At 36.4% G+C, this 13,259-nt stretch carries 12 protein-coding genes and 1 pseudogene; 12 read left to right on the top strand and 1 reads right to left on the bottom strand.

Going from position 1 to position 13,259, the window contains the following annotated elements:
• Positions 1–178 precede the first annotated feature (178 nt).
• From EHR_RS11175 to EHR_RS11140, 9 genes and pseudogenes are all read left to right on the top strand, one after another.
• Positions 179–820: a YfbR-like 5'-deoxynucleotidase gene (locus EHR_RS11175; RefSeq protein ID WP_010719207.1), complete on the top strand. Its 642-nt coding sequence runs from the start codon at positions 179–181 to the stop codon at positions 818–820.
• A 31-nt stretch (positions 821–851) separates the two neighbouring features.
• Complete coding sequence (locus tag EHR_RS11170; protein WP_010737542.1) at positions 852–1,556, top strand: carbonic anhydrase family protein; 705 nt, start codon at positions 852–854, stop codon at positions 1,554–1,556.
• Positions 1,553–2,461, top strand: a complete 909-nt coding sequence (locus EHR_RS11165; protein ID WP_010737543.1) for a LysR family transcriptional regulator — start codon at positions 1,553–1,555, stop codon at positions 2,459–2,461. The genes EHR_RS11170 and EHR_RS11165 overlap by 4 nt, the downstream gene beginning before the upstream one ends.
• A gap of 722 nt (positions 2,462–3,183) precedes the next feature.
• Positions 3,184–3,357 carry a hypothetical protein gene (locus tag EHR_RS14310; RefSeq protein ID WP_010737544.1) on the top strand — a complete coding sequence of 58 codons (174 nt, stop codon included), beginning with the start codon at positions 3,184–3,186 and terminating at the stop codon, positions 3,355–3,357.
• A 243-nt stretch (positions 3,358–3,600) separates the two neighbouring features.
• Complete coding sequence (locus tag EHR_RS11160; protein ID WP_010737545.1) at positions 3,601–4,806, top strand: hypothetical protein; 1,206 nt, start codon at positions 3,601–3,603, stop codon at positions 4,804–4,806.
• 146 nt (positions 4,807–4,952) lie between these two features.
• Positions 4,953–5,511 (top strand): annotated as a pseudogene (locus tag EHR_RS13915) (transposase); the annotation flags it as partial.
• Between the two features lie 405 nt (positions 5,512–5,916).
• The gene (emtA, locus tag EHR_RS11150) at positions 5,917–6,618 is read left to right on the top strand and encodes a metal ABC transporter ATP-binding protein EmtA (protein WP_014834673.1); all 702 of its coding nucleotides are present in this window, start codon (positions 5,917–5,919) and stop codon (positions 6,616–6,618) included.
• A 16-nt stretch (positions 6,619–6,634) separates the two neighbouring features.
• Positions 6,635–7,306 carry a metal ABC transporter permease EmtB gene (gene emtB / locus EHR_RS11145; protein WP_010737548.1) on the top strand — a complete coding sequence of 224 codons (672 nt, stop codon included), beginning with the start codon at positions 6,635–6,637 and terminating at the stop codon, positions 7,304–7,306.
• Positions 7,307–7,317: 11 nt separating this feature from the next.
• The gene (locus tag EHR_RS11140) at positions 7,318–8,130 is read left to right on the top strand and encodes a metal family ABC transporter substrate-binding protein EmtC (RefSeq protein ID WP_010737549.1); all 813 of its coding nucleotides are present in this window, start codon (positions 7,318–7,320) and stop codon (positions 8,128–8,130) included.
• Between the two features lie 297 nt (positions 8,131–8,427).
• Here EHR_RS11140 and efbA read toward each other — a convergent pair whose 3' ends face one another.
• Entirely contained in the window at positions 8,428–10,137 is a 1,710-nt protein-coding gene (gene efbA / locus EHR_RS11135; RefSeq protein WP_010737550.1) for a fibronectin-binding protein EfbA, read from the bottom strand.
• A gap of 201 nt (positions 10,138–10,338) precedes the next feature.
• Here efbA and EHR_RS11130 point away from each other — a divergent pair, with 201 nt between their 5' ends.
• The 3 genes from EHR_RS11130 to EHR_RS11120 all read left to right on the top strand — a co-directional run bounded on the left by EHR_RS11130 (position 10,339) and on the right by EHR_RS11120 (position 13,258).
• Positions 10,339–10,983: a hypothetical protein gene (locus EHR_RS11130; protein ID WP_010737551.1), complete on the top strand. Its 645-nt coding sequence runs from the start codon at positions 10,339–10,341 to the stop codon at positions 10,981–10,983.
• Between the two features lie 356 nt (positions 10,984–11,339).
• Positions 11,340–12,380: a tryptophan ABC transporter substrate-binding protein gene (gene trpX / locus EHR_RS11125; protein WP_010737552.1), complete on the top strand. Its 1,041-nt coding sequence runs from the start codon at positions 11,340–11,342 to the stop codon at positions 12,378–12,380.
• Entirely contained in the window at positions 12,377–13,258 is an 882-nt protein-coding gene (locus tag EHR_RS11120; RefSeq protein WP_010737553.1) for an ABC transporter permease, read from the top strand. The genes trpX and EHR_RS11120 overlap by 4 nt, the downstream gene beginning before the upstream one ends.
• Position 13,259 lies beyond the last annotated feature (1 nt).

Below are 13,259 nucleotides of genomic sequence, written 5' to 3'. Positions count from 1 at the left end.
ATCTTATGATTATTTTGATGGAAACTAGAGTTGTTTTTCTGGTTTCTATTTTTTTATAGCAAGAATGGCATGATTCTCATCAAAAAAATTAATTTTTCGTTGATTTACAAACGGGATGTTTGCGAAAGATAGTTATTTAATGATAAAATCATCGGAAAAGTAAAGGGGAGGCTATTTTATGGGATTGAATGAATTTATTTTAGGTTTGAATAATTTGGAAAAAATTACACGAGCGCCAGGGTTCTTTAAATTTACTGAACATACGGTAGCCGCTCATTCTTATCGAGTGGCTTCGATTGCTCAAGTCTTAGGTGACATTGAAGAGGTTCATGGTCAAGCGATCGATTGGAAATTACTTTATGAAAAAGCGTTAAATCACGATTACACAGAACGTTTTATCGGGGATATCAAAACACCGGTCAAGTATGCAAATAAAGAGTTACGGGGAATGTTACAAACAGTTGAAGAAAAGATGACGGATGAGTTCATCAACCAAGAGATTCCGGAAGAGTTTCAAGAAGTATACCGCCGGCGATTGTTTGAAGGAAAAGATGACACAGTGGAAGGTGAGTTATTAGCAATCTCTGATAAAGTCGATCTATTGTACGAATCATTTGAAGAGATCATCAAGAACAATCCAGAAAAAGTATATAAAGAGATGTTTATTGAAGCGGTAACTACGATCAAAGGGTTTGAGCATCGTCCTTCTGTCAAGTATTTCTTCAACGAGATTTTCCCTGAATTACTGAATCAAGAATTTTATGGAAAAGAAGACTTTTTAGCGACTGTTTCAACGATCGTTAAAAATAGTCAACAATAGAAAATTTTGCAAAGATGCAGGAGGAATAAAAGTGAAAAAGAATATGGATGTTGAATGGGGATATACGGGAGAAAGAGGACCGGAACATTGGGCTGAATTATGCGACTGGTTTGCTAAAGGTGCGGCGTTTGAATTGCAGTCGCCCATTCCATTGACCACTTGTGAGCCAGCGAAGGATCAATCAGATACCATTGCTTTTCATTATCAGAAGCAACGGTTTACAGATAAAGAATTTAAAAATACGATCCACTTGGTTCCTTATGATCAGCTTAGTTATGTCGAATTTAAAGGTCAGAAATATTATCTCACAGATATCCATTTTCATATGCCTTCTGAACATCTGATCAATGGTAATCAAGAAGATATCGAGTTCCACTTTGTTCATATGAATGCTAAAAAAGAAAACTTAGTTGTTGGTGTGATGTTTCAGCTAACGACGGATGAAGGTTGGTTGTACGATCGAGACAATGGCGATAGTTGGAATGTAGAAAAACATGAACATTGGACCAATCCATTGGTTCTTTTTCCTGAACAAAAAAGCCATTACCATTATGTCGGCTCTTTAACTACGCCACCAACGAGTGGACCAATCCAATGGTTTGTCATGGATCAAGTGCAAAAACTAAATAAAGATTTCTTGATTCCTTTTAAAGGACAGTATGCACAACCAAACAACCGTCCGCTCCAACCGTTGAAAAATCGTCCAATCAGTTATTTTGTGAGGGATCATCAGTGAACTTCCAACAATTAAAATATGTAATTGCTGTAGCGAACAATGGGAGTTTCAGAGAAGCAGCTAAAAAACTCTATGTCGCACAACCAAGTCTTTCCGCAGGAATCAAAGAATTAGAAACCGAGTTAGGGATCACGCTGTTCACTCGAACGAATCGAGGGGCGTATCTGACCGAGGAAGGACAAGAGTTTTTAAAAAGAGCGGAACGGATTCTCTTACAGTTAGAGTCTTTAGAAAATTATTATTTGACGAATGAGAAGCGTGAAAGCTTTTCAATTGCTTCGCAACATTATGATTTCTTAGGTCCTTTAACAGCAAAGTTGATCTCTTCTTTCAAAAGTGAGATCAAACAGTTTCGAATCGTTGAAACAACGACTGCTAATGTGATTGAAGAAGTGAAGGATCAGCATAGTGAGATTGGGATTCTTTATATGAATGAACACAATCAAGCAGGGATCAAGCGCTACTTAGAGCAAGGGGAGCTAGTTGCCCATTCATTAGGAGAATTTCAAACGCACATTTTTTTACGTCAGGGACATCCGCTCAGTGAGAAGAAAGAAATTTTTAAAGAAGAATTACTTCCTTATCCCCAAGTGAGATTTACACAAGATGGCAATAATTTTCCTTATTTTTATGAAGACTTGATTGAAAGTCCTGATCAAGAAACGGTTATCTATACGAGTGATCGGGGAACATTGATGAATATCGTGTTAGAAACAGATGCTTATGCTTCAGGTTCTGGGCTGGTCATTGGTGAGATCAAAGAGTATTTACGTTTGATTCCATTGGCAAATAGTCCCCAAAATGAATTGTATGTGATTTATTCTGCTAAGCGCCAATTAAGCGAAATTGCACAAAAATTCATGGAAAGTCTAACCGTTTTACTAAGTCAGATCAAAACAAATTGAAAAAGCTCTTTGTCAATAAGGGCTGATGAGTGGTGTAAAATCAAATCTGGGTCAGAATGAACCTCATTCTGTCTCAGATATTTTTTGTGTTTTGAAAGACAATGAGACAAAATAAATACCAAGTAATATTTTTTTCTTCACATTATTTAAGTCTCCTTAAAAGGTGTTAGATAACACTTTCAACAAAAAAACGCTTTCTTATTCTGATATATTATATACTTTAAGTTATGTAAAAAAATTTCATAAAATATGTGTTTTACGTCATAATCGCTAATATTTACTCCTCCGTAATTGTTTAATTAAACCAATTTTTCATGGTATCTTTTTAGATATCTATCACTAAATTATCTCTCGCTACTCCTTATAGTAATTTATCTAGTTGATTGATTTGTAAAATACGATCAACCTGTACAAATGAACAATGAATAAATTTATAAATTACCTTTATAAAATATAATAACAATTGTAAATTATTTGTATGCAAAAAATTTTGACTTTTTATATCAAAACCTTAATCTATATCCTAAAATGAATTGAATTTCGTTGCTCTTATTGACTGTGGATGTGGAAATAATTTTTTATAAATAAAGGACAATACAGAAAAAATGAACGATTATGACATGAAAACTATTTTTTATGACTTTTATATATATAATTTGATTTCTCTGTTATGATTTATTAAGAAAGCGCTTTCTGTTTTTTGGATTTCGAGGTAATAGAAAATGAAAAATAAGTTTATCTTATCTTTAGATATTTTAACTATTGGAATTAGCGTATCTGAAAGCACAATCTCTGGATATGCTTCTACAATAAATGAACCATCTACTGTGGCAGATAGTAGCCAAGGATTAACTCTTTTAGATAAAAATGTAGTAGCTAAGGTAAATATCTATTAAAAGTGAAGCGTCTCTATGTGCACTCTATCGTTGGGTACAAAAATAGGAACGTGAAGGACTAGTTGGTTTGATTAGAAAGACTCGAACAGACTTTGGGAAAATTAAAGTTTCAGACGTTAGATTTTTGGTCTAACTTTTGTTGATCGGTGCATTATGGCTTTTGAAACAGAATTTTTTCTGTATAAGTTTTTATTTTCCATAGGATAAGTGAAAATCATTAAATGAAAAGGAGATTGATGGCATATGAGATTAGACAAAATGATAGTTACTTTTCTTAATGCTTTAAGCATAGCAAGTGGAATAGGCGGAGCAAGGGCACTGCCTAGTTTAGACAACCAAAATCAAGGGAGGGGATTAGGAAAAGTACTAGATTTAGAAAACAGGAATGAAACCACCCGTTTATCTGATAAAACTTATTCACACAAAAAACTACACTCAAAACACAGAAATAAGGGGAACTTAAAACATTTAGATGAAATACAAGATGATGTTTCAAGACAGCCATATTCTGCTAAAAAATTTTTACATAAAAAAATAAAGAATCTTATTAAGCAAGAAGAGACAGATTTTAAAAAATTAAAAGAGGGAATTTCTACTGAAAGTTCTATAGAAGTTAATCAATTACAAACGAATCTCCAGCGGGTTCAAAATTTTTGCTCGAAATTCCGTAAACTAAGAAATGATATAGTAATTGAATATGGTAAAATGACACAGCAAAAGGTAAATTTAAGAAAGCATAAAATAAAGAACAAAAAAATGCTTAAAGAATGCTATAAAGAAATAAAAGTTTTAAGTACAAATAAAAAGCATATCGACTATCTTATATCCAATTGTAAAGACATGGTAAATCAATTACAAGAGTCTATAGAATCAAAGAAAACCCATTCTGTGAGCACAAGTAAATCAACTATGACAACATCACACACAGAGCAACCTACGACAACATCACGCACAAAGCAACCTACTATTTCTCTACAAGAAACAGAACGTATTCTAATAAGAAGTAAAAAACTTATATCCCAGTTCAACGAGAAAACTCAAGAAATCAATGCTTTCCGTAGGCAAGAAAAAGAGTTACTTTTACTATTACAGAATCAGTATAGGACTCAATTTGAAAATCCTCGTAATATTAGTGACGTAAAAGCAGACCTTAATGAGATAAATCGTAACATAATTCCAAAATTAGAGTCGGAAAAATTTCATATTCAAGCTGAAATAATTAAGGAGGTAAATCATATAAATTCGCTTGAAGGCCAAGGGGAAATAAGTCCTTTTGAAGCAAAAAAGTTTCTTAATGAGTATAATAAACTCAATATTAACTTTGCTAAAGAAAGAAATAAAAGAGACATATCATTGAAACAGAACCTTTCAAAAAAACTAGAAAGTATAGTTATAAATAATTCAGAGAAACCTATTGCACAAAATACAACTATATCTATGACAAGATAGTTTACAAAAAGTGTGTAAACCTTGGCTCTTTGTCAATAAGGACTGATGAGTGGTGTAAAATCAAATCTGGGTCAGAATGAACCTCATTCTGTCTCAGATTTTTTTGTTATTTCATGTTGATTAATTGATTAATCAAAAAGATCCTAAGTTATCACAAAGAAAACAAAAAGAAATACAAGGAGAATCCATTTAACATGGAAAACTGGCACTACCTTGAAGAACAAGATGAATACATTTGCCCAGCGAATCGTCCGATACCGTTCAAAAATGATAGTCGAAAGATAAAGGTGGCTTTATTCAAGATTTCAAAATCTATGAATGTGAGGATTGTCGGAACTGTCCAGTCCGTCGTTAATGTACGCGTGCGAAAAGTGAACAAAAGCGAAAAATTCAAGTAAATAATAATTGGCGCTATTTCAAAGCAGAATGCAGAAAAAAGCTTTTAGAGGAGAAAATCGAGGTCGAACCAGTGTTCGGGCATCTAAAGACTCACTTGGCGTTCCATCGTTTCCATTTGCGTGGGAAACAAGGAGCAACGATTGATATTGGTTTGGCACTGATGGCATTAAATTTAAGAAAATTAGGAAAATATATGGAGAGGAAAGTGTACATAATAGAAAAAAAAGTTCGATTTTGACACTAGCCATCAAAGTCGAACTTATTTTCTTTTTGAGAAAGAACTATTGTCCCACTCTCAAATTATAGAGCCATTGAAAAAGTGGTTGAACGATCGACAACAGCGATCGTTTGACCGCTTTTTCTTTTCCTCCTATTTTTCGTTTTTATGAAAAAGAAACTGAATTTGTTGAAAAAAGAAATAACAACGTTGTTAGCCTATGGTGATTAATGGCAATAGATAGAATACATGCTTGTTACAGTGAGGGTTCATAAAAGATACAGATAAATCGGTTTATAAAACACCATTATTAATACAGTTAAAAAACAGATAGAAGATGAGTAAAAAAGTTGCTTTTTTACGAATACTCCGCCATTATAGAAACAGTTAGTATTTAGGAAGCGTTTTTTATTCAAATAGAAAACCAATAAATTGATTTATCTAATTTTATCAAACAGTTTGATAAGGTGTACTATTTTTCGTTGGAGGAACAGATGATTGAATTGATCAATGTAACTAAAAGCTATGAAGGCACGCAAGCGGTAAAGAATATTCATTTGACAATCGAACCAGGTGAGATCATCGGAATCGTTGGGAAAAGCGGTTCTGGTAAATCTACGTTACTTCGTTTGTTGAACTTAATGGAAGAACCTAGTAGTGGGGAAATCCTAATCGATGGTGTGGCCGTTCAAAAGTTGAACAAAAAAGAAAAAAGGCAGCAAAAACAAAAAATGGGGATGATTTTCCAAAACCATAATCTATTAGATAACTTAAAGGTGTATGAAAACGTGTCATTACCATTGAAGCTGCAAAAGAAAAAGAATCGTGAAAAAATCGATTATTTATTAAATTTTGTTGGGATGGCTCATAAAGATGCTGTTTATCCAGTAAAACTATCTGGCGGTGAAAAGCAACGAGTGTCGATTGCTCGGGCGTTGACACGTGACCCAGAAATTTTATTGTGTGATGAAGCCACCAGCTCACTAGATGAAGAAAATACGGAAAGTGTGATTCGTTTATTGCATAAAGTCCATGAAGAATTCCAGCCGACAATTTTCTTTGTTAGTCACGAATTAGAAACCGTGAAAAGCTTATGCCAACGAATTTTGGTCATGGAAAATGGCGAGTTGATTGGCGAATTAAGAAATCACCCACAACGTTATACGGAAGAAAACTTGACGTATTTTGAAAAATAAAAAGGAGCTTAGCGCAATGATTCATTCACAAAGCATGATGGAGTATTGGCCAGCGCTACTGACCAGTCTCGAAGAAACGGGCATCATGATGGCTATTTCGATGGGCGTGTGTGTGGTTGGCGGATTGCCACTAGGTTTAGGGTTGTTTTTGGCGAATCCTAAAGTTCGTGGTCGTTATCCTTGGATTTATTGGACTTTGAATTTTTTAGTCACAGTGATCCGCTCTTTTCCCTATCTATTATTTGTGATTGCGTTGATCCCAGTAACTCGCGCGATATTAGGCAAAGCCTTTGGTCCTATACCAGCTTCTGTACCACTTAGTATCATTGCGATCACTATCTTTGCCCGGCTAGTTGAACAGGTCTTGCTGGATGTTTCTGACGAAACTTATGCATTGGCCAATTCATTAGGGACGACTCGCTTTCAATATATCTGGCATTTTTTACTAGTAGAAGCGAGAAGTGGTTTAGTCTTGGCGTATACGACGACGACTGTCAGTATGGTTTCCTATTCGACTGTCATGGGAGTCATTGGCGGTGGCGGAATCGGTGATTTTGCTGTTCGTGTCGGTTATCAACGCTATGAATATGGGGTCATGTATGTCGCCATTGTGATCATGATCGTTTTAGTCTTTATTTTACAAATGCTGGGAAACTTTGTTGCTCAGACACTGGATAAACGAAAATAGGAGGAAGAAGAATGAAGAAGTTTTATTTGATTGGTTTCGCAATGATTGCGATCTTAACTTTAGCAGCTTGTGGAGGTCATTCAGCGGATAAAGACAAAAAGGAAATCAAAGTGGCTGTTCAGTTAGAGTCATCAAAAGATATTTTGGAGATTGCCAAAAAAGAAGTGGAGAAACAGGGTTACACCATTGATATTATGGAAGTAAGTGACAATGTAGCTTATAATGATGCCGTTCAACATGACGAAGCAGATGCCAATTTTGCACAGCATGAACCGTTTATGGAAATGTTCAATCAAGAAAAAAAAGCAGATTTAGTCGCCGTCCAACCCATTTATTATTTTGCGGGGGGCTTTTATTCCAAAAACTATAAGAATGCTGATCAATTGCCCAAAAATGCTAAAGTCGGTATTCCAAGCGATCCAACAAATGAAGGTCGGGCATTAGCAATCTTAAATAAAAATGGTGTCATCAAATTAAAGGACAACATCGGGTTCAACGGCACAGTGGCGGATATCGTTGACAATCCTAAAAATCTTCAGTTTGAACGAATCGATTTATTGAATCTAGTAAAAGCCTATGATGAAAATGACATTGCGATGGTCTTTTGTTACCCTGCTTACTTAGAACCAGCGGGCTTATCGACCAAAGATGCGATTTTACTGGAAGATGAAGCTGCCAGCAAACATTACGCTCTGCAACTGGTAACGAGAGAAGGGGAAAAAGACAGCGAGAAAATCAACGTATTGAAAAAAGCAATGACGACGAAAGAAGTCGCTGAGTATATTAAGAAAAATTCTAAAGGCGCAAATATTCCAGCTTTTTAAAAGAACAAAGAAAGTGAGAAGAAATCAACAAAACGCCTGTTTTTAACAAACGAGTAAGGGTGGCATTCGACATCTTACTCGTTTTTTTGCTGTCATGAAAGACAAGAGTGAAGTTTCTTGGATGAACCCGTTCAAAGATAGCAATAGACTAGATAATAGAAACAAGTGCCTGTTCCAGAAAAATCATCCGATATTTTCTGGAACAGGCACTTGTCATGTTAGCGAATAAAAAGGGGAGTGCTTACTCATCGATGATGGCCAGATGCGATACTGTTGACTAGATTAAATTGCATTACATCAGTTAGTCATCTGTTTCATCTTGTTGATCTTTTCTTCTTCCGGAGTAACAATGATCGTTTTTTGATTTTCATAAATCACATAGCCTGGTTTTGCGCCATTCGGTTTGCGCAAATGCTTGACTTGAACCAAGTCCACTGGTACTTGGGCGGAATGACGGTATTTTGAGAAATAAGCAGCTAATTCAGCGGCTTCAGTTATCGTTTCATCAGATGGCTGGTCACTTTTGATAATGACATGAGAGCCAGGGATATTTTTGGCATGGAGCCAATAGTCTGTTTTCTTCGCCGTTTTTAAGGAAAGTTGATCATTTTGAAGATTGTTTTTCCCTACCAAGATCAACGTACCATCAGTAGAAAGATATTGATCTGGCTGTGAAGGTTTCTTGCGTTTTTGTTTTTTCGAAGATTTCTTTTTTAAATAACCTTCTGCTGTCAATTCTTCTTTGATCACTTCGATATCCATAGGTCCAGCAATCTCTAATTGGGACAAGACAGATTCTAAATAATCGATCTCATTTTTGGCTTCTTCGATCTGTTTACCAATCAATTTGACGGCATTTTTTAGTTTTTGGTAGCGATGGAAATATTTTTGGGCATTTTGATTGGGCGTTAATGCTGGATCAAGCTTGATTGTGATCGGCCGATCTTCTTCATAATAATTAGGCAATGTTACTTCATTTGCGCCCCGAGGTACTTGAGCCATAAAAGTAGTTAATAGTTCGCCATCTCGACGATAATCTTCGGCATTTTCCGAATCTTTTAAGGTCTGCTCCCGTTTTTTCAGTTTATTTCTGTTTCGCTTAAGCTCGTTTTCAATCTTGCGGATGAGCTCGCCACCTTGTTGTTTGGCACGGTCTTTTTCCGCTTTTTCTTGGTAAAACGCATCTAATAACGCACTGAGAGTCGGGTACATCTTTTTTTGTTGCGTATTTGAGTCAAAGAAACGATAGTTGATCGGCGTAAAATATTCTTTCTCCGCTACTTCATAAAGGCTAGGGGAGAGTTGGGTGTCGATTGCTGTGAAGAATTCTTGCCATACCAACATTTTTTCATTGGGGCGTTCTGTTAAGCGAGCTACCAATTCTTGCGCAGTATCAAAACCGATTCCTTGAAATTGTTGTTGGATTCCTTTTGGTGTCAAGTCCATTTGAGAAAGCCGATGGAAGACTTTTTCTTTTTCCTGACTAAAGGGATTCAGCTGGTTTTGTTCAGGTGGAGCAATATAGTCTACACCAGGCAGAAGGGAACGATAAGTGTTTTGTGAACTACCAATATGCTTGATCGCATCTAAGATTTTTCCTGATTCTTTATTCACTAAGATGATCGTGCTATGTCGACCCATGAGTTCCACAATCAAAATGATATTTTGGAGATCTCCTAGTTCGTCTCGTTTCGTGAAATGAAAGTGGATCACTCGGTCGTTTTCGATTTGTTCGATCGACTCCAAAATTGCCCCATCAAGATGCTTGCGTAACATCATCACAAAGTTCGGTGGTGTGTCTGGATTTTGATAGTCGATCTGAGTGATCTGGATTCGAGCATAACTAGGATGTGCAGATAAGAGCAAACGCTGATTTTTACCACGTGAGCGAATCACTAATACGACTTCATTTTCGTAAGGTTGGTGGATTTTAGAAATCCGACCAGATAATAGAGTCTCACGCAATTCATTGATCATTGCATGAGTAAAGACACCATCAAAGGACATGGTTCATTCCTCATTTCTTTTCATAAGTAGTTTCATTATAACGAAAAAACGTAAAAAGACCAATTTACTAGGTAGTTATCAACTGATTTGATCATAAAAAGATACTGGATTGAAAAATAATCGATATTCTTTAAATGTATTTTTTTCTATCTACCTCAAACTTAGGTATAATAAAAGAAAACGAAAAAGAAGGTGATCGCTATGTGGAAAGAGATAAGTGAGACCATCAAAGTCAAATACCATCATTTTTTGGCTGATTTCGATACGCATCCACAACGCTATTTTATGCGTTTATTGTTCGTATTCCTTGTTTCACTGGTCATTACGATCACGATGTTTGTCTTTCCTAAAAATATTAGAGAAGCACAGGTGGAGAGCTTAGTCTATGCAGACATCGATTCTCCTAAGCTTAAACCTTTGAATATCAATGAAGCCTCGCAAACAATTGAAGAAAGTAAAGCTATTTCAGTTTTGTTCAGTGTGCCAAGTGGAGAAATGTATCAAGCATTAATGGACATTTTTCATGATCCAAAAAAAATGGCGGAATTGAATCGCCCTATTTATTTTTACCCATTGGTTTATCAGGTCAATGAATTAGAACAACGCTACGATTTAAAGCAAGAACATTTGACGGTAATCTTTTTCCAAAATGGCAAAGAAACCAATCGCTTAGTCTATAACGCAAATCAGTTAAGTGATTTCCCTACGCAGCTGATTCCCGAATTAAATCGTTTGCCATTAGCGAATATCAAGAAATTAGAAGAAGAACTTGGGAAAGAAACGCAAACGACTTCGACTAATACTCAACTGGGAACAGATCTTAATGCTGGAAATAAGACGGAATAAAAAAACAGTTGACGAACATGCTAAATTCGATTAGACTTAGATTAATTATTAAGGAAAGGGTGATCCACAATGAACTTATCAAACCAATTTTTAGCAGGAACAACTCAAGCTTGGCGTAACTGGCGTAGATAAGTTGTATTGATGGCGAACTTTGACCGTAGATACAACTTTTTAGAGTACAAATCTAAAATTTGTATCTGTGCTGGACAAGAAATTTGACTACCGCATAGATTCGATCTATGCGGTTTTTTGTATGTAAGAAGACAATTACCGTTGGGGTGATTGTCTTTTTTTGTCAGTTCGTGTCAGAAACCAGACTTGAATAATAATGATTAAAGGAATGAGGGGGAAGAAAAATGAAAAATAAACGTTTGATCACAGTTGTTGCACTTATTATGCTTTACTTAGTAGGAACCTTTATTTATGAAAAAATAACGCCTGCTTCTACTGAATCGAAACCAAAAGAAACGAATCAAACTGTTTCCGTTGGGGTTTTGCAATATGTGAGCCATCCGGCATTAGATGAAATTTACCGTGGGATCAAAGACGGTCTCGAACAATCAGGGCTTGAGGAAGGAAAAAATTTAACGATCTCCTTTCAAAACGGGCAAGCTGATCAAAGTAAATTAGCCACTATGAGTCAACAATTAGTACAAGCTGACCCAGATGTCCTAGTAGGGATCGCTACTCCGGCTGCTCAGTCTTTAGCTAATGTAACGAATACGATCCCACTAGTCTTAGGTGCGGTCACAGATCCAGTTGGTGCCGGCTTAGTGAAGTCTTTAAAAGAACCAGGTGGAAACATCACAGGCGTATCTGATCAGCCTCCTGTTGAAGCGCAAATCAAGTTAGGCGCTGAATTGTTGCCGAATGCGAAGAAAGTCGGGATTTTATACGCTTCTTCAGAAGATAATTCAAAATACCAAGTAAGCCAAGCAGAAAAAGCGATTCAAAAAGTAGGTTTGACTTCAGTAAAATATGCTGTACCTTCTACGAATGAAATCGCCCAAACTGTCCAAGTGATGAGTCAACAAGTGGATTTCATTTATGTTCCTTTAGACAATACAATTGCTAATGCTATGCAGACAGTGGTAAAAGAAGCTGATAAAGCGAAGATCCCAGTGATCCCTTCAGTTGATTCAATGGTCGAACAAGGTGGCTTGGCAACGATCGGAATTAACCAATATGATTTAGGTGTCCAAAGTGGGAAAATGGCTGCGATGCTTGCACTAGGAAAAGAAAAACCAGCAACGACACCTGTTTACGTCTTTGATAAAGGCGATGTTATTATCAATGAAAAACAGGCGGAAAAATTAGGGATCACGATTCCTGATTCAATAAAGCAAGAAGCTAAAAATGTTTCAGAAGAACCGAAAGACGAGGGGGATGAACAATGATCGTATCAGCAATTTCACAAGGGATGTTATGGGCAATCTTAGGATTAGGAATCTTTATGACTTATCGGATTTTGGATTTTCCTGATATGACGACTGAAGGATCATTTCCATTAGGTGGAGCAGTTTGTGTGACAGCTATCACTCATGGGATCTCCCCAGTTTTAGCAACACTGCTTGGCGTTGGTGCAGGCATGCTTGCCGGACTAGTTACGGGGCTGTTGTATACCAAAGGAAAGATCCCAGTGATCCTTGCCGGAATCTTAGTCATGTCTGGATTAAACTCGGTGATTTTATTCGTGATGCGCACACCAAATCTTTCTTTATTGAACCATTCGATTTTACAAGATACGTTCAATGGTCTTCATTTACCTGACTATTTTGATACCGTGTTACTTGGCTTGCTTGCATTAAGTCTCTTGATTGGTGTCTTACTGTTCTTTTTCAATACCGATTTAGGTCAAGGGTATATCGCGACAGGAGACAACGAAACGATGGCTCGTTCCTTAGGGATCAAAACAGATCGAATGAAAATCTTAGGATTGACTCTTTCAAATGGTGTTATTGCTTTATCAGGTGCATTGATTGCACAAAATGATGGGTATGCCGATGTCAATAAAGGAATTGGTGTCATCGTGATCGGGCTAGCTTCTATCATTATTGGAGAAGTGATTTTCCACGAATTAACGTTAGCAGAACGCTTGATTGCCATTGTCGTGGGAAGCATCATCTATCAATTATTGATCCTGATCGTCATTAAACTTGGGTTTGACACAACATATCTCAAACTCTTCTCCGCTATTATTTTAGCCATTTGTTTGATGATTCCTCAGTTAAAACAAGCATTGAAACTTAAAACCGGTTTTGAAAAGGAGGTTTGAC

The sequence above is a fragment of the Enterococcus hirae ATCC 9790 genome (genome assembly GCF_000271405.2).
GTDB classification, from domain to species: Bacteria; Bacillota; Bacilli; order Lactobacillales; family Enterococcaceae; genus Enterococcus_B; species Enterococcus_B hirae.
This window is presented reverse-complemented; position numbering and strand designations above follow the sequence as displayed.